Origin of the sequence: Bacillus sp. FSL K6-3431 (genome assembly GCF_038002605.1) — a bacterium.
GTDB lineage: Bacteria > Bacillota > Bacilli > Bacillales > Bacillaceae_C > Lederbergia.
Genome location: NZ_JBBOCT010000001.1, coordinates 4,148,736 through 4,174,179 on the forward strand (window position 1 = coordinate 4,148,736; position 25,444 = coordinate 4,174,179).

Here is a 25,444-nt window from a genome sequence, read left to right on the forward strand (position 1 = left end):
AAGAATTAATGCCTGAATGTTTATTATACGACAAGAAAACCTGTTTGACATGCAATAAGTCTTAACATGCAGTTTATCTATTTGAACCATGACCATTTGGCGGAAAAGTACGTTTTTTATTCATAATAGTAATTCTTTGTTAAAGACACATATATCGGTTGACAAACATGAGTTCAAAAGGGTTGAAGTTAGTAAAAATAGAACCGGCATTGTTGATTAGAATATTTTAATACGAGAGTAGATATTTATTGTTACAGTCCGTTAGTACTATAAAATGTGGTACATAAAACAAAGACCTAATAGAAAGTGATTTTGATTTGAAGGATAGCAGTTACATATTCGTTAAAAAAGAAGTAATTCACGATGTAAATAAAATAACATATGTAATCAGAAGTTATGCCCTCCGCAAATTTAAGCGAAGGGCATTTTTTTGTCCAATATATAACGAATTACTTCTATAGAAAAAAATAATGCATGTGATGGAAAGACTTTAAGATTTAATCCTTAAAGTATATTAAATAAATTTCGATTTTCATCAAACTTTCATATTGCTTATGTAGTATGGTGGTTGAATAGTTTTGAACTGGGGGGATATCTATCGTATTAGCAAGTGCACAAATATCCATTGCAATTATTATCATAAGTTTGATTGTGGGATGTCTTTCTTTTTATTTAATTAATAATTTGCCAAAAACACAAAGGAAAAAATATATTGGTGAATTGGCATCACAACTTATTAATTTTGTTCTTTTTATTTGGATTGGAAAAATTCTATTAAAATTTCCCGTATTCCTGAAGGATCCATTGGCTATATTAGCCTATCCAAGTGATTCAGCAGCATTTTATTTAGCCGTGTTCTTTAGCGTATGCACAATAGCTGTTAAAACTAAACGACAACAAATTGATGTTCTTGCATTTTTAGATTCATTTATTTATGTATTTTTAATAGCGTCATTTACGTATGAATTCATTCAGATTGTTTGGAATAACAATACATATTCAATCGCATATATGGTTTTCTTGACTTTGCTTATTATTGGGTTTCTATTTGCCCGTGACCGTATAGCAACGAATACGTTAATTTTTATAATGTTAATCTGTTGGGCTGTGGGTTCGTTAGGTTTGACGTTTATTATGCCGTTTATTATGGTATTCGGCTATACAATAGCGCCATGGTTTTTGGGTTTGTTTATGATAAGTTGTTTAACATTACTCATTTTAAAACAAAGAAAGAAGGTGTCGTAATTGGGTGGAATTGAGACGGATACGATGTTGGTGGTAGGGATGTTTCTCGCAGTAGGAGCAGGGGCATTATCCTTCTTTTCACCTTGTGTGCTGCCAATATTTCCAGCATATTTATCGTATATTACAGGAATTAGTGTGAAAGAACTGCAAGGGAATCATGACGTTAAAATACGTAGTAAATTACTGAGTCATTCAGTGTTTTTTCTATTAGGTGTTTCACTTATCTTTATAAGTTTGGGTGTCGGAGCTTCATTTTTAGGTCAATGGATTCAAAAGTTATTAGTAGGTGATACAGGGCTACTAATCCAACGCATAGCGGGCGTATTTATTATATTAATGGGGCTTTTTGTTGGTGGTTGGATTAACATTACAGCGTTAATGAAAGAAAGGCGTTTCCAATACTCCAAGAAACCTGTTGGCTATATAGGTACTTTTTTTGTTGGAATGGGTTTTGCCGCTGGATGGACGCCATGTATTGGTCCGATATTCGGATCCATTTTATTTCTTGCAGCAAGTAATCCAGGACAAGGAATAGTGTACACAGTGATGTATGTCATAGGATTTGCATTACCGTTTCTTGCCTTAACCTTTTTCCTTGGATCAACTAAATGGATTGTTCGCCATAGTCAAGTGATTATGAAAGCAGGGGCCATTATTATGGTTCTTATGGGTTTGATTTTATTTACTGGTCAAATGCCACGGATCACCGAGTTTCTACTGAAATTAGTACAAGATACATGGTTCGAAAAATTAGGATGATAACGGAGGTAATGATTAGTGAAAAAGGCAATTTTTGTTATGATTGTAGTTGGTATGCTAGGTTGGGCGGTGTATGAGTTCGTATTTACGACCGATGATAACAAAGTTCAAGAAGATAATAAAGTAATTTCGCAGTCTAAAATACGGGACATTAACGAGGAAGAAACTGAGTCCAATGTTATAGGGATTGGTAAAGGAGAAATGGCCCCTGATTTTGAACTTACGACACTAGAAGGAGAGATAGTAAAACTGTCAGATTTTAAAGGCCAACGCATAATGTTGAATTTCTGGGCAACATGGTGCCCACCATGCCGCGCAGAAATGCCTGATATGCAAAAGTTTCAGGAGAAAAAAGATGTGAAAATTTTAGCTGTGAATTTACTGGAGACAGAATCAAATCCAGATAAAGTTCAGAAATTTATAGATGATTTTAATTTGACACTCACCGTTCCTCTTGATGAAGAATCTGTTGTCTCAGACCAATATCAAATTATGGCCTATCCTACATCATTTATGATTGATTCAAAGGGGCGGATTCAATTTATAGCGTTAGGTGCATTAAACTATAATTTAATGGTACAGGAGTTTGAAAAGATGCAATAATTCCCTTAGGTTGTGTAAACTTGTAGCGGGGTGATTCTGTGAAACAAATAATTATGGTTGTTGAAGATGATAAAATGATTCGAGATCTTATACGAATTTATTTGAAGAAAAATAAATATGAGGTCGTGGAAGCAAGTGATGGAGAAGAGGCGAAACAAGTTTTTCTTGAATTCCAACCATGTTTAATCATCTTGGATTTAATGCTTCCAAAAATAAGTGGAGAAGAATTTTATGTATGGGTTCGTAAGCAGGAGCAAAGTGAAGTTTCGGTTATTATGCTTTCGGCTAAAGCACGAATTGAAGATAAAATTTCTGGATTAAATTTAGGTGCAGATGCGTACATGACTAAACCATTTGATCCAAATGAACTTATCGCAAATGTTGAAGCGGTACTACGCCGTACTGATATGTTTTGCCAAAAAATTGTACGTGAAGGGCTATGCATCATGCCTAAAAAGGGAGTAGTTTTACTTTATGGTAAAAATATAAAACTGACGAAATTTGAATTTAACCTTCTTTATTACTTTATGCAAAATCCAAATATGGCTTTGTCACGGGAACAGCTTATCATGCAAATGTACCCATATGTAGAACATACAGTAATGGATCGAACGATTGATGCGCATATAAAAAAGCTCCGTGAAAAAATTGAAGATTATCCAGCGAATCCGAAGCGGGTACAAACCGTTCGGGGAATGGGGTATAAATTTGTCACGGCTAAGTAAATATTTAACCTCTTTCATTCCCTCTGGATTCCTTTGGCGCTTAACGTTATTGAACATATTAGTTATTGTAGCGGCAACTGCTATCAGTGGTTGGGCTATTTATAATACAGCTTGTTTTCTGGCGGCAGGAGTAGGGGGATTTGATGCAGAACGACAGCAGCAATTTAATAGTACCCTTCTAAGTTACTTATGGATTTTCATGATCACGGCAGTCTTTGCAGGAAGTGTGCTTCATTTTTATTTAATAAAACGCCTCATTAAACCAATTCGAAGTTTAATTCGATCTACTGAACAACTGAGAAACGGTCAATATCCTGAACCAATAAAAATGTACAAGCAAGATGAAATCGGTCAATTGGTTATACAGTATAATGGGCTCATTTCACAGTTACAAATGAATGAACAACAACGGAAAAAGCTTGTCTCAGATTTATCACACGAAATTAGAACCCCTTTAACGAATATTAATGGTTATCTGCAAGCATTGAAAGATGGAGATATAATAGGCGATAAAATACTGTTTGCCTCCCTTCATCAGGAATCAAACCGATTATCGCAAATGCTTGAACAACTAGAACAATTAAAGGAATGGGATTATTTATCGGCCCAATCAATAGTTAAAAAAGAAACGTATGAGATAGAAAACCTACTAAGTCAATGTGTTGCTATGTTTGAAAGAACATGGGAGCAGAAAAATATTCCGATACAGCTTGAAGCCGAATCATGCAAACTATCTATTCACGTTGAAGGAATACAACAAGTTATTAGTAACTTGATTGATAATGCTATTTGTTATTATGAAGGAACTGGACCGATTTTACTAACAGGAAAGAAACAAAAGAATGATTATCGTATTTCTATTACAGGACCTAGCAAACCTATACCAACTGAAGAATTAGAAAAAGTATTTAACCGGTTTTACCGACTTGATTCTTCTCGTAGCCGTATGACTGGTGGTTCAGGATTAGGACTTGCGATTTCAAAGGAAATCGTGGAACGCCATCATCAAGGTAAGATAGGAATTGAAACAAGTATAAATAGTAATACATTCTGGATTTTAATACCGAGGTAGTGAATAAATAATGTACTACTATCTATCACGAAGCAATCTTATAATGGTTAATATGTCCGGCCATGTACTATTAATAGGTATTGACAATTGTGAAGTGGAAATGATAACCTCAAGAGGTTATATATTCAAAATAGGAATGGAGGTACGGAAAATGCTTAAATTTAACACTAACCATCATAATTGTATAATGATTCCGTGCCAAACCGGACTTTATTTTTCTATGAATAAATAATTCGGAATGGCTGGTCTGCCGTTCTTTTCTATGAGCACACGCTTATGTAAAAAGGCGTGTGCTTCTTTGTGTTCATTTTTGATGAAATGGGTGTTTTCACGCATTGCGTGTTAATAAATAACAAGAAAAGGAGTGCTGATGATGGTAATGATGAAACAGCAAAGAAAACTATTAAAAAAGGAATCTCTCGAAAGTGGGTAGTGTGAAGGAGAGAAACGGATAAGGCGCTTTTAATTAGATCTTAAATGACAACATGCACGAAGAAGTAAAAATATTCAGCGAAGGAGGAAAAAATATGATTACGCAAAATGTAAGAAAGCAGAACAAAGAATCGGAAGAAAAAAATAAATTGGAGTCTTCGGTAGTATATATACAGGGTAAATGGCGAGCGAGAATGGTGTGTGTCATTCCCTGATAATGGTATTAGAGGCTTCTTCTAAAGGAGCAAGGGAAATGTTTAGAATAGATAAAGAGGTTGTGCAACAACATATGATGGACTTACGGAAGGAAGCAAGACAATATGAACTGGCACGTCGTAATATAGCCATGAAAAAGGAAAAGAGAAAATCCTTTTTAGGAATCCTAATGATCATTTTTCGCAAATGACAAATGGTCTGAAAGTGTGTGGAATGCGCATTATTATATAGTAAAAGTAACAGAACCCACCACGCCTCTTAACAATGCGTACCAAGGTGGGATTTTTTATTATATAATAAGCTTTCATCGGATTCATTAAGACCATTCAAAGGATAACCCACTAGAGGGAATAGGGGTTATCCATTTGTTACTTATATCGGATTCCATTGGACAATTCTTCTAAATTAGTCCAATTTAATATACGAATAAAACTTTTGTCTTTCTCAATAATATTCTTACGAGAAAGAGAATGAATAACTCGATTTAGATGGCGATATGTTGTGCCAATTAAATCAGCAATCTCTTGAATATTTGAAGTCTTTATCTCTATTCCAAAGTTATTATCAGACTCAGGTGATATGGTGGACATAAGATAACTCGCAAATTTGTTTTCCACAGATGCTAATAAATTTACACGAGAAGCTGTTGTACAAGTTTGAAGCTTATAGCTTACATGTTCTAAAAGTGTATGTAAAAACTTTGGGTTATCCATTTCATGGTGTTTTATATAATCAAAATGTAGTCCAATCAACAAGCATGGATCAACTGCTTTAACTTGTGATTGGACGGGAACGTCACGAATTAGTTCGATATCACCAATAATGGAAAACGGTTGAACAAATCTTAGTAATAATGACTTTCCAGTTTCGACACTTGATGTTATTTTCACCTTCCCTTCCACTAAAAATAACAGTGATTTCGCCTCCATCCCTTCCAGTAGAATAACTTCATCTGGTTCATATTGCTGCAAAGTAAACGGGAGTTGTTTTGCTTGGTCAAATATTTTCTCCATATTAAATTCGCGTAGTTTTAATTTAAGTAGCTTCGAGTCTAGAATATATTTCATATAGAAACTCCTTTTGGGACGTATGTCCTTTTCATTATAAAATAAATTGATATGATAAGAAAAATAAAAAGATGTGGGAGTGGCGTAGAATGAAATTTGTATTTGATTTAGATGGGACAATTTGCTTTAAAGGTCAGCCAGTTTCCGAAAAATTATTAATTGCATTAGAAAAATTAGTAGGGCAAGGGCATGAAGTCATTTTTGCTTCAGCTAGACCAGTACGCGATTTACTCCCCGTCCTGCATGAACGTTTTCATCAATACCCAATGATCGCGGGTAATGGCTCAATGGTTGCAATAAAGGGGAAAACCATATCAACGGTCAGTTTTGATGAAGAGACACTCGAGAATATTGTTCATTTAATAAGAGCTTATAATGTTTCTTATTTGATAGATGGTGATTGGGATTATGCCTATACAGGACCAGGTATCCATCCAATTTTGAATAATCTTGATCCACAAAGACGTGCTAAAAACGTTAAATTGGATGAATTAGAGTCAATCTTAAAAATTTTAATGCTTACTTCAGATAATATGGAAGCTATCCAAAAACGGCTTAGCAAACTTGATGTTGTTGTTCACTCACATGGAAATGAGAGAGTTTTAGATATAAGTCCAAGCGGCATAGACAAGTGGAGTGGATTGCAAAAATTGGGTGTACAAGAAGGAGAATATATAGCGTTTGGTAATGATGCGAATGATATTACAATGTTTCAACATGCAATGTATTCAATTATGATTGGTGAAAGTCAACAACTAGCCCCGTATTCATCTGAGCAATTGTCAATAAGTGAAGATATAGAAAACCTTCTAGTGCAAAAACTTAATGAATTGGGAGATACAAATTCAATCATTAAATTAGTAAGTTTATAAGCATTAACCTATACTTTTATGAAATTACTAAAGCCTACATTATCGTCATAGATGTTGGCAACGTTCTTGGTGAGTTGCTGCTTACAGAAAGGGTGTATTTGATAAAGTTCTTTTCCCGAAGCAAAGGCTGATGATTGCACGATTTTTTTATTTCCGAGGTGCATATCGCCGATGAAACAACATCGATGGTGGATGCTGGTTCTCACTCTACGATTCTTGATATGCTTATGAAGCTATAATATGACGTTTGTTTTTTCACTCATGAGATGTAGGATTAGCTTATTATGTAGGCGATACACTCTATATCGTGTTCTACTTAACTCTCCACATCCATATACTCAACAACTCATTCCTGAAATTCCAAAACTGCGTGAAGGATAGCAGTTATATTGATGGTTGATACTTAGTATGTGATCTTGAAAATAAACTATAAAATACAAGATTAGAGAAGCAATTTCATAATAGAGATTTCCGTATTAAAATCCGAACAATGTTGTTTTGCGCTCCAGGCGGTGAGCCTTCTCGATTGCTTCGCGCCCTGCGGGGTCTCACCTGTCCCTCTAATCCCGCAGGAGTCGCCGCCTTTCGCTCCAATCATCTAAATTGAAAACTTCTATTTACTAAAAATTTATTTACCCTGAATCTTAATGTTCACGTATTTCACTTAAATAGTCATTTATGGAATTGATTCTAGAAAGTAAAAAAAATTGATTTATTACAAGAATGTTTCTTAAATAGCTGGATGCAGAGGTTCTTTTCTTTTCTTGATAGAGTGCTATAATTTTTCTATTAAGCAATAAGAAAGAATTTTTTGAAATGGTAGGGAGTGAGTTAAATGTTATTTCCAAGGATGGCGAAAATAAAACAGAATTTTGTAGTTAAGAGTATAGATGACATAGCGGGAAAAATAGCAGAAGAAGTAATCCACGTCCAAATCGATGAGAAAATAAAAGCGAATATGGAGATTGCGATTACAGTAGGGAGTCGCGGAATCGCCAATATCCCGCTCATAGTTAAAAGTGTTGCAGATGAGGTGAAACAAAGGGGAGCGATCCCATTCATCATTCCTGCAATGGGGAGTCATGGTGGCGCTACTGCTGAAGGACAAGTGGAAATTCTTGAGAGTTTAGGAGTAACTAAGGAGTCAACAGGATGTGAAATCCGTTCATCGATGGAAGTTGTCGACTTAGGGAAAACAGAAGAAGGAATTCCTGTATATATTGATAAACATGCATATAAAGCGGACGGAATTATTATTATGGGACGAGTAAAACCACATACAGATTTTAGTAGTGACATTGAAAGTGGTCTCTTAAAAATGGCTTCAATTGGGATGGGGAAGCATAAACAGGCACTCACACTTCATTCACATGGAATTAAAGGGATACGCGACATGATGCCAGCAGTTGGGAATGTAGTACTTGAAAAGTCTAAAGTCTTATTCGGAATCGCGATTGTGGAAAATGCTCATGAAGAAACCGCAATAATAGAAGCCATTGAAACCGCAAATGTTGAACAGCGGGAAAGAAAACTAATTAAAGCAGCATATGGATTAATGCCAAGCTTACCAGTAAAGGAATTAGACATTTTAATTGTCGATGAAATTGGGAAAGATTATAGTGGGACAGGGTTAGACACTAATATTATTGGTCGCCTTCGCGTATTGGGTGTAGATGAACCAGAAATTCCCAAGATCAACTATTTAATTGCTTCGGATTTAAGTGAAGCGAGTCACGGAAACGCGCTGGGAATTGGGCTTGCAGACATAACAACAAAACGATTATTTGAAAAAATTGATATAAAAGCGATGAACGAAAATGTGATTACAAGTACATTTCTAGATAGAGCGAAAATTCCAATTGTCCTTGATAACGATATAGAAGCCTTGAAAACGGCCCTCCGCGCAAGCTGGGGAATGAACCCTAAAGAAGCGAAAATTCTTCGTATTCCTAACACACTACATATCGGTGAATTATATGTTTCAGAAGTGCTTTTTCAAGAGTTGAAAAATGAAAGGAATATTGAAGTATTGGAAGAACTGCAAGAAATGACATTTGATCAAGATGGTTATTTTTTACCGCTGAAATAGAAGTAGAATGTATGAAGACTTTTGATCTAAGCTCAAAGATTACTATGATTCGGACAATTTTTTTGGCTGATATATTTTAAAAAATATAAAAAGCAGTATAATTAACAGAGGTAGACTTGATTTTTTGATTAGAGGAGCATAAAGATGAAACTAAATAACGATGAAATTGAGATTTTATCTATACTGGAAGAGAATCATAAACTTCCTATGCAAGATATTGCCATGATGATGAATACAAGTGTTGAAAACGTTGAAAATACGATCAAAAAATTAGAAGCAGAAAAAATCATTGTTAGTTATCCAGCATTAATTAATTGGAGCAAAGTAGAAGGAAAAGAAGTCATTGAAGCGATGATTGATGTAAAAGTAACGCCTAAACGTGGTGTCGGATTTGATGAGGTTGCGGAAAGGATTTATCGCTTTCCAGAAGTAACCTCATTATATCTCATGTCAGGTACATATGATTTATCCATCACGATTGAAGGTAGAACGATGACAGAGGTAGCTAAATTCGTCTCCAATAAATTATCAACAATTGATAATGTTGTATCAACAACTACTCACTTTATGTTAAAAAGATATAAGCATGATGGTGTAATATTGGAAGATAAAGATGATACTGACCGCAGAATGGTGGTATCTCCGTGAATTATCAAGGTTATTTGTCAGAAACAGCTAAGCAGATTCAACCATCAGGGATAAGGAAGTTTTTTGATCTAGCATCTAGTATGAAAGATGTTATTTCCTTAGGGGTTGGTGAACCTGATTTCATTACTCCCTGGAATGTAAGGGAAACAACGATTGCCTCCTTAGAAGAAGGCTACACTTCCTATACAGCTAATGCTGGATTAATGGAATTGAGACAGGAGATTTCTGCTTACTTAAAAAGACGTTTTCATGCTAGTTACGCCGCAGAGGACGAAATCATCGTGACCGTTGGAGCTAGTCAAGCATTAGATTTAGCTTTTCGTACGTTATTAAACGAAGGTGACGAAGTATTAATAGTAGAACCAGCATTTGTTTCCTATGCCTCTCTCGTTACAATGGCTGGCGGAACACCGATCCCGATTTCAACAAATGCCGACAATGGTTTCAAAGTAACACAAGAACTAATGGAAGAAAAGATTACGGATAAAACGAAGGCGATTTTATTATGTTCACCAAATAATCCCACAGGGACTTATTTAAACGCTGAAGAACTGACAGAAATTGCAGAAGTAGTAAAAAAACATGATTTGATTGTCGTTTCAGACGAAATTTACGCTGAATTAACTTATGATGAGGTGTATTCAAGCATCACCTCGATTGAAGGAATGTTCGAAAGAACGATTTTAATCAATGGTTTCTCCAAAGGATTTGCGATGACAGGGTGGAGACTAGGTTTTGTAGCGGCTCCTAGCGAAATTACACAAGTGATGCTAAAAATTCATCAATTTACTACGATGTGTGCGCCACATATGCTACAACACGGTGCGATCGAGGCATTACGCAATAGTGATGACATTGTAGAAAAGATGAAAAACAATTACCGCAGAAGAAGAAACTATATCGTCCAATCACTAAACATGATTGGCTTAGATTGCCATACACCAGGTGGCGCCTTTTACGTCTTCCCTTCGATTAAAGGAACAGGACTAACTTCCAATGAATTTGCTGAACAATTATTGAAACAGGAAAAAGTAGCAGTAGTTCCTGGAAGTGCATTCGGTCAAAGCGGAGAAGGGTATGTAAGATGCTCCTATGCAACATCGATGGAGCAGTTGCAAGAGGCGATGAAACGAATACAGAGGTTTGTGGATGCGTTAGTTCACTAGAGGGTATTACATATTCCGATAGAGAGGTTACAAGCTCAGCGTTTTTTGGTGGTATTTCGATTGCTGATGCACGAGTAAAACGCTGGATAAAAGTTTGTGGGGAGAAAATTAGTGCAATGCTAACTTTTTGCTAACCTCTGATTTCGGAACGCTTTACACTTTACCTTTAGAATAGTCTTTTATAAAGGTATTTTGGCCATGTGCGCGTATATGAGGAACGCTCATCACTTTCCGGAGGTTTTTTTCAGTAGGGAGCGATATGGTTTTGTATGTGGTAGAGAGCAGCTCGGTTTAGAAGCAAAAAAGCGGACTATACAAACGATGGAATATGAAGTGAACATGAAATACCCGCTAAACATTATTTAGTGGGTATTTCGCATTGCTGTCGATTGAATAATAGAATCTAGCTATAAAAAGCCTGCTGGAGAAGATATAACGTTGAATGTGTTAGTGACAATAAAATAAGCCGCTTTTCCATATTTATGCTCATATGTGAAAATGCCTTCAAAAGTATCTTTGGTATTTTTTTAGCACAACTGTAAAATAGTTCTCATTTACCAACCTAAATGATTAAATATAGACTATCTACAAAAAGTCAGAACGGTCCATTATTTTTATACATAAATTATTTATATGCTCTAGATCCGTGCAACAAACAGCAACTATATAATTTTTCCCTAATTGATATAATCGGAAATAAAACTGACTAAAAGAAAGATTAGTGTTTCTAATCGAAATTTTATTTTGAGACCAATCATCCATATCAAACCCAAAACTATCCATAGGAAATAGAAGACCTTGTCCGATTGCTTTAACAAATGCCTCTTTTAAGGTCCAAATACTAAAGAAAAATGATAACTGTCTTTCAGGAGGGGTGTTTTGTAAATGATCAATCTCTTCTTGAGTTAAGCATAGTTTTGATATGGAAAGATCTATGGGACGAACTTCTTCAACATCAACACCAATTCTTCCAGTTGTAGTAACTCCAGATATAATCCATTCGCCGGAATGGGATAGATTAAAATCGCCTTCCCATCCGTAAAAATTTTCCAGATAAGGCCGCCCATTTTGATCTCTCTTAATAGAGAGATCATGTACTGGTAATGGTAACAATATCCGTAAGCGCTTTCTGATAAATAAACTAGCAAATAATGTTCTTTGTTGATCTTCTAATTTATGGAACCTCAAAATTCTTTGTCTCTCATTGTTTGGTAATTCCTTAAGTTTCATTTCAATACATTTGTATGGCAGTGGACTTCCTAACTTAAATGCAATAATTTCTGAATAACGATCAGTTTTCTTCATGACTACCTCACTATTACCACGATTAAATGGTTTTTATATATTCTTAATTTATAATTAGTTTCACTTTTTATCAACATTTTATTAATTCTTTTGAGAGTAATATATGACTTTCTTAGCAGGAAAGATGAATATCTACTAATAAATCTTCAAGATAAATTGGATAAATTTAGGTCTTTGTAACCCTTGTTAATTGAAATTTAAAAGGTTAAAATTACCAGTGTGAATAGTTAGTTAATTGACAAAATTGAGAAGGGTTGTATTTGATGGAAAATTCAAAGAACATAGAAGAGCTTGTGATGAATATTGATGACAGATTACCATTCTCTGGTGCAATTTTAATTCAAAGTGAACAAAATATCTTTGAAGGTGGGTTTGGCTATGCAAATCGAAGTGAACAAATCCCGATTTCGTCACTTACTAGATTTGGTATGGCATCCGGTTGTAAAGTTTTCACCTCAGTAGCTATATGTCAACTAGTTGAGAAGGGGATTTTAACTTTTGAAACCTGTCTCAAAGATTGTCTGGAGATCCCATTTCCACATTTTCATCCAAATATTACAATTCATCATTTATTAACTCATACTTCAGGTATACCTGATTACTTCGATGAAGAAGTGATGAGTGATTTTGAAGAGTTATGGAAAGCTATTCCTGTGTATTCTATTAAATCGCCTAATGATTTTTTACCTATGTTCCAGGATGATCGTATGAAGTTTGATCCTGGAAGTAAGTTTTCTTATAGTAATGCAGGATTTATTTTACTTGGATTGATTCTAGAAAAAGTGACAGGCATGACGTTTCCAGAGTATGTTAGGGAAAATATATTTGGAGTTTGTGATATGTCAGACTCAGGGTATTTCCGGATGGATCAACTGCCTGAACGGACCGCTTTAGGATATATTGATAGCGAAGATGATAATACTTGGAGAACAAACATCTATTCCGTACCTATAGTAGGGGGGCCAGATGGGGGAGCATATACAACAGTATTAGATTTATCAAAGTTTTGGGATGGATTATTAAATATGAAACTACTAGGTAGAGAGTATACGGATAAGTTATTGACCCCCTATGTGAAGAGCAACAAGAATATATATTACGGATATGGGGTTTGGATATCAATGAAAAATGATGATGTGCTCGAATATTTTATACTTGGATTTGATCCAGGTGTTAGAATGCATTCATCTGTCAATGTGAAAATGAAAATACAGTCTCATGTCATGTCGAATATTGATCAAAGTATAGGTGAAATTGTAGCTGGAATCGATAAGCTGGTTTTTGAAAAATGGACTTAGGTTTTATTGTGAAAAAGAAATGTTCTTTCTTATGGATATCTAAAGAATAAGGAAATAGATGATTAGGTCGTAATTGAAAATCATTGATTTCTAAATAAAAGGAGTTATAACATGACTGGTAAAATTGACCAATTAGAAGCGATAATCCCACCGCAAGGGTTAGAGAAGCATCGTTTTTCCCGAGAAATTACGTTGAAAATTCGTGAATTACAACAACGTAATAATTGGTATAACTTTTTTGCTATAGGATTGGATTGGCTTATCATCTCCTTGGCAATTGTCCTCAATTACTTTATACCAACTGTTTGGATGTATTTAATTAGTCTTGTTATCATTGGGAGCCGTATGCGTGGCTTGGATATCATGATGCATGAGTCAAGTCATCGTATGCTTTTTAAAAATCGTAAATTAAATAAATGGGTTGCATGTTTTTTTGCAGCTTATCCAATTATGATTTCTCACAAAGCCTACTGCAAGAGTCATATGGATCACCACAGATATTTGTGGAGTGAGGTAGACCCTGATAAACAAAGATATCGAATAGTTGGATTGGATAAACCACCTAAAAATAGAATGCAATTTTTCATACATCATTGCTTAAAACCTCTGTTCTTAGTACATGTGCCCAACTATTTAATCGGAATGATTAAAGTAACAGCGTATGCAAAAGAGGAACCTCGTTTTGAACAGATAATCCGGACTTTATATTGGGTAGTTATTATTATTAGTTCTATTATTTTTGGTTTTTGGCAGGAGTTAATCTTATTTTGGTTTATTCCATTTTTAACAACATTCCAAGTATTAAAGTATTGGGCTGAAATGGCTGAACACGCTGGATTAGAGTCTGAACATGAGATATTTGCATCAAGAAATTCTTTTGGGAATTGGTTTGAGCGTATGTTAATCCATCCTCACCGAAATTCCTATCATTTAGTTCATCACCTTTTCCCAGCTGTTCCACACTACAATATAAAGAAGGTCCATCTCATATTATTAGAGGATTCGGAATATCAAAAGGCACACCATTGTACGGGCTTCTTTCTGGCATCAGCACCAGGGTTTTCTTCCGTAATTGATGATATTCAAGGTCGTATTCCATTCTGGAATAAAAAATTTAAGGAAAAATAGTTATCACTCCACAGTTAAATATAGATTTTAAAGGGAGGTGTAGGATAACATATTGAACTCTATAAAGCATTTTAAATCTATTATTTAGGAAGGAATAATAAATGAGTAAATTGGTCCTTTTTTGTTTTCCCTACGCTGGTGGATCTGAGTCAATATATAATAAGTGGCGCAATTATTTACATCCTAACATTGAGTTACAACCAATTTACTATGCAGGGAGAGGGCGAAGATTTCAAGAGGGTTGCTATCATGATATGGATGATGTGACAAACGATATATTCGAAAACATAAATCGTTATATTTACAAAAGTAATTATTCTTTTTTTGGACATAGTATGGGAGGGCTTATTGCCTATGAACTTTGTAAGAAAATGGTTAGAGAAGGCTTTCTTCCACCTACACATATTTTTCTATCAGGCATAAAACCTCCCAATCATGTTAGAAGAAAGAAAGTTCATAACTTACCAGAAAAGGAATTCAAAAAAAAAATATTTGAGCTAAACGGCACTCCAAAAGAAGTTCTTAATAATCTGCAATTGATGGATATATTTTTACCGATTTTAAGGTCTGACTTTAAATTGATAGAAGAATATAAGTTTAGCAAGGAAGGATACAAATTGAATACTAGTATTACCGCCTTGTACGGTGAACAGGATGATATTACTAAGGAAGATATGAAAAAATGGACCGACTTTACTACGAAAGATAGTCGAGTCCTTGGCTACCCTGGAGGACACTTTTTTATTAATGAAAATTATATTAATATCATAGATCTGATCAATCGGACATTGATTCGAAGCGGAGGTTATTATGGATAAGGATGCTTATCAAACAGATTCGTTAACTGAAGAAGAAAAGTTTTGGTTGAGTCAACTATCGGCGGATTTAAATATGAGTAGTTTTACACATGATAATAAAAAACTTGATTTAGAAGATTATGAACGTAATTCATTTACATATAAAATCCCAAGTGAAATATCGAGTAAAATCATCAAAATGAGTGATCAATCTGAATATGGATTATTTATCATTCTGATGTGCGGGGTAAAATACTTACTTTCAAAATATACGGGTAATAGAGATGTCTCGATCGGAACCCCAGTAATCCAATCAGAATCTGGTGTAGCCTATCAAGATCATCACTTGATTATACGAAGTGATATCCATAGCGAAATGTCATTTAAAGAGCTTCTATTGAAAGTGCAGCGAAATATTTCAGAGGCCAATAAAAACCAGAAAGTATCACATGATAAATTAGCAAGACTGCTAGGTTTTGAATCTACAACTACTAATAGATTGAAGCCCCGTACGGTTATCCAGCTTACAAATATTCAACACAACAGTTCTAATCACTATTCCTATGCAGACACAGTCTTTAATTTCACTTGGCATGGAAGCAATATTGAATGCTGTATTACTTGTAAAGAAAGCGTAGGAGAAATGATCGGAAAAGTTACAGAGCAACTGACTCACTTTTTTAGAGCAGTAGTTGACAACCCCTATATCCGTCTTTCCGAAATAGATATTTTATCCAAAGAGAGGAATCGAATTTTATATGAGTTCAACAACACTTCTATAGAATTTCCAAAGGACAAGTCGGTTGTTGAATTGTTTGAATTACAAGTGTTAAAAACCCCTCAAGAGATAGCTGTCGTTTATCAAGGGAAAAAATTAACTTATCAGGAATTAAATATAAAAGCGAATCATATAGCAAATGAATTGGTTAAGTCGGGAATTAAAGAAAATTGTATAGTAGGAATTATGTTGGATAGATCGCTGGAGCTTCCAATCGGTATTTTAGGCATTTTAAAGTCGGGAGCAGCTTATTTACCTATTGATCCAAACTATCCAAATGAACGGATCAAATATATTTTAAACAATTCCAACGTAGAAATAATTTTGAAATGTAGCCATCATCAACGGAAGCCCACTAATCAAAATATTTCATTTACTGATATCGATATAATTATGGGTAAGGAAACACCAGCAGCAATGGAAAAGAATCTCGAGCTGAAAATATCATCAGAAAGTTTAATGTATGTCCTTTACACCTCGGGAAGTACTGGGGAGCCTAAAGGGGTAATGGTAAAAAGAAATTCATTTGTAAACCTGCTCTTCTGGTATATTGATGAATTTGATATAAGTGAAACTGACAATTTATTATTAATTGCCCCAATAAGTTTCGATACGGCGCATAAAAATATAATTGCTCCATTAATAAAAGGGGGAACATTACACCTCTTTGAGCCGGGTATGTACGATTACAATAAGATGTCAGATTATATTTACTTTCATAACATCACAACTATAAATTGTACACCAAGCGGTTTTTACCCATTGGTTGATTATAATGAAGAGTCGGATTACAGCAGATTAACATCATTGAATCATGTCTTTTTAGGTGGTGAATCTATTAATTGTAAAAAGTTGATACCGTTGGTAGAATCATCTAATTTTAATAGTGAAATTGTGAATACTTATGGTCCTACTGAATGCACGGATATATCCACATTCTACAGAATCAATGATCAAGAAGTGAGGGAACTTCAGACAATACCTATTGGAAAGCCAATCTATAATGCGGAACTATACATTGTTGACCAAGAAATGGACCTTCTGCCTATTGGTATAACGGGAGAAATATGTATTGCTGGAGTGGGATTGGCACAGGGTTACTGCAATGCACCAGGTTTAACTAAAGAAAAATTTGTTGAGTTTCCGTCTATTCCCGGGAAAAAGGTTTATAAAACCGGGGATATGGCAAGGTGGATGCCTGATGGTAAACTTGAATTTATTGGCAGAAAAGACAATCTTACAAAGATTAGAGGTTTTCGGGTAGAAGTAGGTGAAGTTGAAACTTGTCTTATGAAACACCATGATGTTGTGGAAGCAGTTGTCATTGCTATGGAAGATACTCATGGTGCCAAAGAATTAAGCGCTTATTTTGTTGCCAAGAAGGATATAGCAAATTCGGAGTTGAAAAATTTCCTTCTTAAAAGATTGCCAGATTTCATGGTACCTGCTTTTTTCACTCAACTGAAAAAAATGCCTCTCAATCAAAATGGGAAAATTGATCGAAAAGCACTCCCTGTGCCCAATTTGGATACAGCATCAAGCTCAAGTTATGTTGCACCTGAAGGTGAAATTGAAAGAAAAATTGTGGGTATTTGGGAAGAAGTTCTTAACATTGAAAGAATAGGAGTATATGATAACTTCTTTGAATTAGGTGGCCATTCGCTAAAGGCGGCTTCAATTGTACTAAAAATTAACCGAGAATGTGATACAAACCTGCAATTAAGCGAAATGTTTAAACAACCTACAATAAAAGAAGTTGTTAATCTAATGATTATGAAGCAAGAACATGAACGCCCAGCAATATTGCCTGTCAAAGAAAGAGAATATTATCCCGTCTCATCACAGCAGAAAAGATTATTTATCATGTGGCAGCTTAATCGGGACTCTGTGGCCTATAATTTGCCATCCTCAATAATTATAGAGGGTAAGCTTAATTCTGATAAGCTGGTGAAAGCCTTCCAGCACCTTGTTAATTGTCATGAATCATTGCGCACATCATTTTCATTTGTCGATGGTCAACTGGTTCAGTATGTTCATCCTAAATTAGATGTTACTGTCGATATTGTGGAAGCCCAAGAAGATGGAGTAATGGAATTTGTTAACAGCTTAGTTAAGCCTTTTAACCTAGAAAAACCACCTCTTTTTAGAGTAAAGGTTCTTAAGATTGAACCAAATAAGCATTTGTTGTTCACAGATGCCCATCATGCTGTTTTTGATGGCATCTCGATGGATATTATTATGGAGGAATTTACTGATTACTATTTAGACAAGAAAGTACCTCATCCTAAGTTACAGTATAGAGATTATGCAGTATGGCAGGAGGGATTTTTTCAAACTGATGATTTCAAGCGTAAAGAGATGTATTGGTTAGACCTGTTTAAAGAAAAGATCCCCGAACTTGAATTAAATACGGATTACCCGCGTCGGCCAATTCAAAATTATGTAGGTGATCATGTATCTATTACGGCAAGCACCGATTTGACATCACGCTTGAGAAGAGTAGCAGTGGAGAATGGGACAACTCTTTATATGGTGTTGCTTTCTGCTTTGAATGTTTTGTTATTCAAATATACCGGTCAAGAAGATATTACGATTGGTTCACCGACAGCGGGTAGATCCCGCCCTGGTTTGGAGCGTGTGATCGGCATGTTTGTGAATACGGCGGTAATGAGAAACTTTCCATGTCGAGAAAAAACATTCCGAAAATTTTTAAATGAAGTAAAAGATAATACTCTGAAGGCACTTGATCATGAGGAATATCCGTTTGAAGTATTGGTTGATCAATTAGGCGTTCATCGAAATCCGGGAAGAAATCCGGTGTTTGATATTATGTTTTCTCTGGACAACGATGAGAATTTCTTCAAGGATACTGAGAAATTGTCCTTTTGTAAATACCCGATAGAAAGTAATATGACTCAATTCGATATGTTCATTCATGCATTGGAAACGAACAATAGTATTGAAATTAAATTCAAGTATCGTACATGTGTATTTAACAAAGATACAATGCAAAGGATGGCCGACCATTTTATTCTTTTACTTGATGTAATTACCCAAACTATGAATATACCATTGCAAAAGATTCAGATCATGTCCGAACTAGAAAAGCAAACCATTCTTTCTGGATTCAACAATACGGAGGCTGAATACTCATACCAAAGGACTGTACATGAAATATTTGAGCAACAGGTGAAAGAGACTGCTTCGGAAACTGCTATCGTATGTAAAGAAATTCCACTAACTTACTCTGAGTTAGATGCGAAAGCCAATCAACTGGCACGCATGTTAAGAAAAAAAGGAGTGCAAAGAAATACCATCGTAGGAGTTATTGCAAAGCCTTCCCTGGAAATGGTCATAGGAGTACTTGGAGTGTTAAAGGCAGGGGGCGTATTTTTACCGATTGATCCCAGCTTTCCAATAAGCAGGATAAACTATCTTTTGGAAGACAGTAATTGTCAGTTGATCTTGGTCCAACATCATAATATGAAGGGAAAGTTTGCTTTTGAACAGGATATGGTTGGACTGGATGATGAAACGATCTGTAAAGAAGATGATTCCAGCCCTGAAAATATAAATCAGCCTGACGACTTGGCATATGTGATTTATACGTCCGGAACCACTGGTAATCCAAAAGGTGTTATGATCGAGCACAGAAATCTTGTCAATCAGTTGGTTGGATTGATAGAAAATTTGGAGTTTGATCAAACGTTCCATCATTTGTTGCTTGCAAAAGTTACATTCGATGTTTCCGTACAACAGATCTTTCTCCCAATCCTTTCTGGAGGGAAGCTGTATATTCCTGAGGAAAAGTTAATTACGGAGCCGAGGGGACTTTGGAGCTTTATTGAGCAAAAAGAAATTAATATTTTGTGTGCTGTCCCTGCACATTTAAAGGTTTTGATCAATAGTACCGTTACAAACCAACGCCTTCGCTACGTTTTTGTAGCAGGTGAGGTTTTCACAAGGAATCTTTATGATAAATTACGGGATACAGTTAATGCCGATATAGTTATGAATCTTTATGGTCCAACTGAGACAACGATCTTTTCAACCATTTATATTTGCAGTGAAGAAGAAGGTTCAGGGGGCTTGCCCATAGGTAAACCTTTAAGCAATTATCGAGCGTATATTTTAGATCGAGATCATTGTCCCGTTCCTCTGGGTGTAACTGGAGAGTTATGTATTGCTGGAGCTGGAGTAGGGAGAGGATATATCAACAATCCGGTTTTAACAAATGAACGGTTCGTCCTTGATCCTTTTGTTCAGGGTGAAAGGATGTATAAGACTGGGGATCTCGCCAGGTGGGCTGCAGATGGGAACATTGAGTATATCGGAAGGGTTGACCACCAGGTGAAGATTAAAGGAGTCCGAGTAGAGCCAGACGAAATAAAAGACCATATTCTAAACCATAGCGCCGTTGAGGACGCGGTTGTTGTAGCAAAACAGAATCATAGTGATGAAAGTTACTTGTGTACGTATTTGATTACAAATCAAGATGTTACTACCTCAGAATTAAAGGATTACTTGAAAAATAAGTTGCCCGAATACATGATTCCAGCACACTTTGTAAAATTGGGTAGTATGCCCTTAACGAACAGTGACAAAATTGACATAAAAGCGCTGCACAAAAGAAAAGATGAGGAATATATGTTGTCAGGAACTGTTATTAAAGCACCTGAAACACATATAGAAAAAAAGATAGCGGAAATATGGAAACAGGTACTTGATGTGAAACAAGTAGGTATTCATGATTATTTTTTCGACCTTGGTGGAAATTCGCTTAATATTGTTCAAGTAAATGAACGGTTGAAAGAAGATTTAAACATCGACATACCTGTAGTGGCGTTATTCAGATATACCACTATTTATTCTCTGGCACAACAATTAAAGCTGATTGATGAGAAAGGTGCGCCGGAAAAAGTGAATGTAGATAGAGTACAGGTGATGGAGGAATCGAGAAATAGGCTACAGCATAGAAGACAAAGGAGGAGGGATTCGAATGAATTATAGTGTGCAACCGTCGGTAAGAAATGGTATGGAGATTGCTATTGTCGGAATGTCATGCAGATTTCCCGGAGGAAATAATATAAATACATTCTGGGAAAATCTGAAGAATGGCACAGAATCGATATCCATTTTCTCGGATGAGGAGTTGCGAGAAGCAGGAATCGACCGAGAAACAATCCTGAGTCCCAAATATGTGAAGGCTGGAGGATCCATCACTGGTACGGAGTGGTTCGATACTCATTTATTCAATTACTCGCCCCGGGAAGCAGAGGTAATGGATCCACAATTAAAAATTTTACACGAATGTGCATGGGAAGCGCTTGAAAACAGCGGCTACTGTTCAGATGCCTTGAAAGGCTTGGTAGGTACTTATATCGGAAGCTCAACAAATTTGTATTGGATGAGCACGGTTTACCAACAAGCGAATGACTTTATAAAAGAAGCCGAACTATTGAATGGTTCACAATTTTTCAGTACAAGATTGTCACATAAATTGAATTTGAAAGGCCCAAGCTACACCGTTCAAACTGCGTGTTCATCTTCGTTGGTTGCTGTTCACTTGGCATGTCAAGCTCTTTTAAGTGGTGACTGCGACATGGCTTTGGCTGGGGGGGTGTCCCTCACATTACCTGAGAAGAGAGGCCATTTCTATCAGGAGGGTATGATTCTTTCACCAGATGGACATTGTAGACCTTTTGATGCCAATGCAAGGGGAACGGTTAACGGCAATGGCGTGGGCATCGTTGTTTTGAAACTGCTTGAGGATGCTATTGTTGACGGAGATTATATCCATGCTGTTGTGAAAGGATCCGCGATAAATAATGACGGTTCTAATAAAGTCAGCTTTACTGCACCAAGTATAGAAGGACAAGCCGCTGTTATCAAGGCAGCGCATCTCATGGCGGAAGTCGAACCCGAAAGTATTTCTTACGTAGAGGCACATGGTACTGGAACCATGTTAGGAGATCCAATAGAAATTGAAGCTTTAAAACTGGCGTTTGACACGGAAAAACGAGGGTTTTGCGGAATCGGATCTGTCAAAGCGAATATTGGGCATCTCGATAACGCCTCAGGTGTGGCCGGTTTGATTAAAACCGCAGTTGCCTTAAAACATCGAATGATTCCACCAAGTATTAATTACGAGAAACCAAATGAAAAAATTGACTTCGATAATAGCCCATTTTATGTGAACAATAAATTGAAGGAATGGAAGAACTCAGAGTTTCCTTTAAGAGCTGGTGTAAGTTCCTTTGGTATGGGAGGGACTAATGCTCATGTCGTACTTGAGGACGCTCCGGAAAGAGAGGCCTCTGATCGGAGCAGAAGATATCAATTACTTTCCTTTTCCGCACAAACGGAAAAATCTCTTGAAGAACAAACTAAAAGGTTAGCTGATTATTTGAATCAAAACACTAACGTGAATTTGGCAGATGTAGCCTTTACTCTTTTAAACGGTAGAAAAAGTTTAAAATATCGAAGAATGTTAGTGGTTTCTGATATAGATGAAGCGAAGCGTGACCTTTACAGCATGAACCCTAATAAAGTTCAGAGTAAGATTTATGATGGCATTAGCGCCAGTAAGCAAATAATTTTTATGTTTCCTGGACAAGGGGCACAATACGTAAATATGGGGCTGGATTTGTACACAGAAGAGAAGATATTTCGGGATGAAGTAAATCGATGCTGCCAAATTTTAAAGGAAATTAGTGGAGATGATTGGAAAGAATTATTATATCCATCGAATCCAGAGGCTAGAGCCAGTGACGAGATTAATCAGACATCCAATACTCAGCCTGCAATTTTTATTTTTGAATACTCATTGGCACAAATGTTAATAGAATGGGGCATTCATCCGGATGGCATGATCGGTCACAGTATAGGAGAATATGTAGCTGCTTGCTTGTCCGGGGTGTTTTCACTAAAGCACGCACTGAAGTTGGTTTATGAACGCGGGACTTTAATGCAGCAATTACCTAAAGGAAGTATGGTAAGCGTACTGGCTTCGAAAAGTGAAATTTTACCATTAATGAATCATAATTTATCCATTGCTGCGGTGAATGGTCCACAATCATGCGTTGTTTCGGGTTCAAATGAGGAGATGAATATTTTAGAAACCAGATTGAATCGTGAAGGCTTTCCATTTAAAAAACTGTCAACTTCTCATGCCTTCCATTCATCCATGATGGATCCGATCTTAATTGCTTATAAAGAGAAGGTGAAAGAAATTGATCTTCACAATCCGAAAATTCCCTATATATCTAATTTAACAGGACGTTGGATAACAGCAGGCCAAGCAACAAGCTCCGATTATTGGGTGAATCATCTGCGTCAAACAGTAAGGTTTTCTGACGGTATCAAACATCTAATAGCGGGTATGGAAAACATCTTTGTTGAAGTCGGACCTGGTGGAACATTAAGTTCTTTCGTTAGACAACAAAAGCTGGGAGAATCAGCTGCCGTGATGGTAAAAACTGTACGGCATTCCAAAATAAGAGTCTCAGATGATAGATATTTGCTTCAAAATATTGGGAAGCTTTACATTCATGGTGTGAACATTGATTGGTCGAAATACTTTTCACTAGAAAGAAGGCATCGGGTTCCGTTGCCTACATATCCTTTTGATCGGCAATTCTTTAGTATTTATAAGGATTTTGAAAAAGGTGGGAGTGTATCCATACCTCATAGTACACCCGTAACCGAATCGAAGCGCAAAATATCTCCTCAAGATGATAAAGTGCAGAAAATTATAGAATCATATAAAGATGTTATTGGATTAAAGTATATCAGTCCTCATGATGATTTTTTTGAAATTGGAGGTAGCTCACTGACAGCTGTCAATGTTGTTGCTAGATTACAGAAGGATTTTGAAATCTCCATTAATCATTTATTTGAATTTCCCAGTGCGTCTGACCTAGCACAGCATATGAGATATAAGGAAGAACGGAATAAAATCGATAAAGACGCGTTAGCAAGTTATCTTATTGCTAGGAGGGAAAGGCACCGCTTAGTAAGGGATAAAATGCAGAAGTTTGAAGAAACACGCAATTTATATAACGACAGAAACAGAAAATATTATGAAGCAAATCTTTCCTACCGACTGAACTATCAGGATATTCTATTAACAGGAACCACGGGATATTTGGGAGTTTACTTGCTTCATGATCTATTAACCAATTTGAATAGCAATGTGCATCTAATCGTAAGAAGCGGGAATCGGATAGAAGCAGAAGATCGCATTAAAGAAAAAGTTAGTACTTACTTTGGTCTTTCCTTTTATAACGCATATAAACAAAGGATTTTTGTATACAGCGGGGACCTGACAAAAAGTAATATGGGCGTCGGTATGAATAATTATCAATATCTTAGCGAAACGATCCAATGTATCATACATTCAGCTGGTAATGTTAGTCATTATGGAAACTATTATAAATCTTACGACGCGAATGTTTTGGCTACAAGAAATATAATCGATTTTTCGCTTAAAGGAATACAGAAAGATGTTAACCATATTTCCACGTTGGCTGTAGCTTCAGGTGCAGTGAAGAATAAAAAAGATATATTGTATACGGAATACGATAATGATTTGGGACAAATTATTGAAAATCCTTACCCAAAGACAAAGCTAGAAGCTGAAAGGATTGTAATGGAGGCAAGAAAAAAAGGAGTAAATGCAAATATTTTTCGAGTGGGAAATATTGTTTTTGATTCTAAATCTGGAAGGTTTCAAGAGAATATAGAGCATAACGCTTTATATTCTATGATGAAGTCCTATATTGAAATTGGTCTGGTTCCAGAAATGGAAAAAGACACTGATTTTTCATGTGTTGATGATGTTAGTCGAGCAATTATCAGTCTGTTTGATAGAGAAGAATTACTGAATGAAATTCACCATATCTTTAATCCAAATCGTATAAGTTTATCAGATCTTCTAACAACTCCCAACTTGAATATAGATGTGAAAGAGACGTCAATCAACAAATTCTTAGATTATATCTTTGATGAAAAGCAAGTTGAGCGACATACATCAGAAATTTATAACATTCAACTACATAGCATAGGAGACGAATTGAAAACCTTTGATGATACTGATCTAACAGTATTTCATATCACTGGTGATAAAACCAATATATTATTAAACAGAACTGGTTTTATATGGAATGATGTAAATGATGAATTGATAAGAAAAATGATAGAGTATGGTCAGCAGATAAAATTTTTCTATAAATCTAAAGTATAA

17 protein-coding genes are annotated in these 25,444 nt (G+C 35.8%); 15 read left to right on the forward strand and 2 right to left on the reverse strand.

Annotated features, from left to right (window positions below; all coding sequences use genetic code 11):
• The first annotated feature begins 804 nt into the window (after window positions 1–804).
• From MHB53_RS20140 to MHB53_RS20165, 6 genes are all read left to right on the forward strand, one after another.
• On the forward strand, window positions 805–1,245 hold the full coding sequence (locus tag MHB53_RS20140) for a hypothetical protein (protein WP_340921773.1): 441 nt from the start codon (window positions 805–807) through the stop codon (window positions 1,243–1,245).
• The gene (locus MHB53_RS20145; protein WP_340921775.1) at window positions 1,246–2,004 is read left to right on the forward strand and encodes a cytochrome c biogenesis CcdA family protein; all 759 of its coding nucleotides are present in this window, start codon (window positions 1,246–1,248) and stop codon (window positions 2,002–2,004) included.
• A gap of 18 nt (window positions 2,005–2,022) precedes the next feature.
• Window positions 2,023–2,607: a TlpA family protein disulfide reductase gene (locus MHB53_RS20150; protein ID WP_340921777.1), complete on the forward strand. Its 585-nt coding sequence runs from the start codon at window positions 2,023–2,025 to the stop codon at window positions 2,605–2,607.
• Between the two features lie 38 nt (window positions 2,608–2,645).
• Window positions 2,646–3,332 (forward strand): response regulator transcription factor, encoded by a 687-nt coding sequence (locus MHB53_RS20155; RefSeq protein ID WP_340921779.1) that lies wholly within the window; start codon window positions 2,646–2,648, stop codon window positions 3,330–3,332.
• A gap of 49 nt (window positions 3,333–3,381) precedes the next feature.
• Window positions 3,382–4,404: a sensor histidine kinase gene (locus MHB53_RS20160; RefSeq protein ID WP_340921781.1), complete on the forward strand. Its 1,023-nt coding sequence runs from the start codon at window positions 3,382–3,384 to the stop codon at window positions 4,402–4,404.
• A 685-nt stretch (window positions 4,405–5,089) separates the two neighbouring features.
• On the forward strand, window positions 5,090–5,242 hold the full coding sequence (locus MHB53_RS20165; RefSeq protein ID WP_340921783.1) for a hypothetical protein: 153 nt from the start codon (window positions 5,090–5,092) through the stop codon (window positions 5,240–5,242).
• Between the two features lie 178 nt (window positions 5,243–5,420).
• Here MHB53_RS20165 and MHB53_RS20170 read toward each other — a convergent pair whose 3' ends face one another.
• Complete coding sequence (locus MHB53_RS20170; RefSeq protein ID WP_340921785.1) at window positions 5,421–6,119, reverse strand: Crp/Fnr family transcriptional regulator; 699 nt, start codon at window positions 6,117–6,119, stop codon at window positions 5,421–5,423.
• An 89-nt stretch (window positions 6,120–6,208) separates the two neighbouring features.
• Here MHB53_RS20170 and MHB53_RS20175 point away from each other — a divergent pair, with 89 nt between their 5' ends.
• The 4 genes from MHB53_RS20175 to MHB53_RS20190 all read left to right on the forward strand — a co-directional run bounded on the left by MHB53_RS20175 (window position 6,209) and on the right by MHB53_RS20190 (window position 10,894).
• A complete protein-coding gene (locus tag MHB53_RS20175; protein ID WP_340921787.1) occupies window positions 6,209–6,991 on the forward strand; it encodes an HAD-IIB family hydrolase in 783 nt (260 codons plus the stop codon).
• An 835-nt stretch (window positions 6,992–7,826) separates the two neighbouring features.
• Window positions 7,827–9,080, forward strand: coding sequence for a lactate racemase domain-containing protein (locus MHB53_RS20180; protein WP_340921789.1), 1,254 nt, complete (start codon window positions 7,827–7,829; stop codon window positions 9,078–9,080).
• Window positions 9,081–9,224: 144 nt separating this feature from the next.
• Window positions 9,225–9,728 (forward strand): Lrp/AsnC family transcriptional regulator, encoded by a 504-nt coding sequence (locus MHB53_RS20185; RefSeq protein WP_340921791.1) that lies wholly within the window; start codon window positions 9,225–9,227, stop codon window positions 9,726–9,728.
• Window positions 9,719–10,894, forward strand: a complete 1,176-nt coding sequence (locus MHB53_RS20190) for an aminotransferase (RefSeq protein ID WP_340924875.1) — start codon at window positions 9,719–9,721, stop codon at window positions 10,892–10,894. The genes MHB53_RS20185 and MHB53_RS20190 overlap by 10 nt, the downstream gene beginning before the upstream one ends.
• A 585-nt stretch (window positions 10,895–11,479) precedes the next feature.
• On the opposite strand, the gene MHB53_RS20195 is transcribed toward MHB53_RS20190, so the two are convergent.
• Window positions 11,480–12,199 (reverse strand): 4'-phosphopantetheinyl transferase family protein, encoded by a 720-nt coding sequence (locus tag MHB53_RS20195; protein WP_340921794.1) that lies wholly within the window; start codon window positions 12,197–12,199, stop codon window positions 11,480–11,482.
• Window positions 12,200–12,462: 263 nt separating this feature from the next.
• Between MHB53_RS20195 and MHB53_RS20200 the strand changes: the two genes are divergently transcribed.
• The 5 genes from MHB53_RS20200 to MHB53_RS20220 all read left to right on the forward strand — a co-directional run bounded on the left by MHB53_RS20200 (window position 12,463) and on the right by MHB53_RS20220 (window position 25,444).
• Complete coding sequence (locus MHB53_RS20200; protein ID WP_340921795.1) at window positions 12,463–13,497, forward strand: serine hydrolase domain-containing protein; 1,035 nt, start codon at window positions 12,463–12,465, stop codon at window positions 13,495–13,497.
• 111 nt (window positions 13,498–13,608) lie between these two features.
• Complete coding sequence (locus tag MHB53_RS20205) at window positions 13,609–14,625, forward strand: fatty acid desaturase family protein (protein WP_340921796.1); 1,017 nt, start codon at window positions 13,609–13,611, stop codon at window positions 14,623–14,625.
• A gap of 101 nt (window positions 14,626–14,726) precedes the next feature.
• Complete coding sequence (locus MHB53_RS20210; RefSeq protein WP_340921797.1) at window positions 14,727–15,443, forward strand: thioesterase II family protein; 717 nt, start codon at window positions 14,727–14,729, stop codon at window positions 15,441–15,443.
• A complete protein-coding gene (locus MHB53_RS20215) occupies window positions 15,436–21,210 on the forward strand; it encodes an amino acid adenylation domain-containing protein (protein ID WP_340921799.1) in 5,775 nt (1,924 codons plus the stop codon). The genes MHB53_RS20210 and MHB53_RS20215 overlap by 8 nt, the downstream gene beginning before the upstream one ends.
• The gene (locus tag MHB53_RS20220; RefSeq protein ID WP_340921801.1) at window positions 21,200–25,444 is read left to right on the forward strand and encodes a beta-ketoacyl synthase N-terminal-like domain-containing protein; all 4,245 of its coding nucleotides are present in this window, start codon (window positions 21,200–21,202) and stop codon (window positions 25,442–25,444) included. The genes MHB53_RS20215 and MHB53_RS20220 overlap by 11 nt, the downstream gene beginning before the upstream one ends.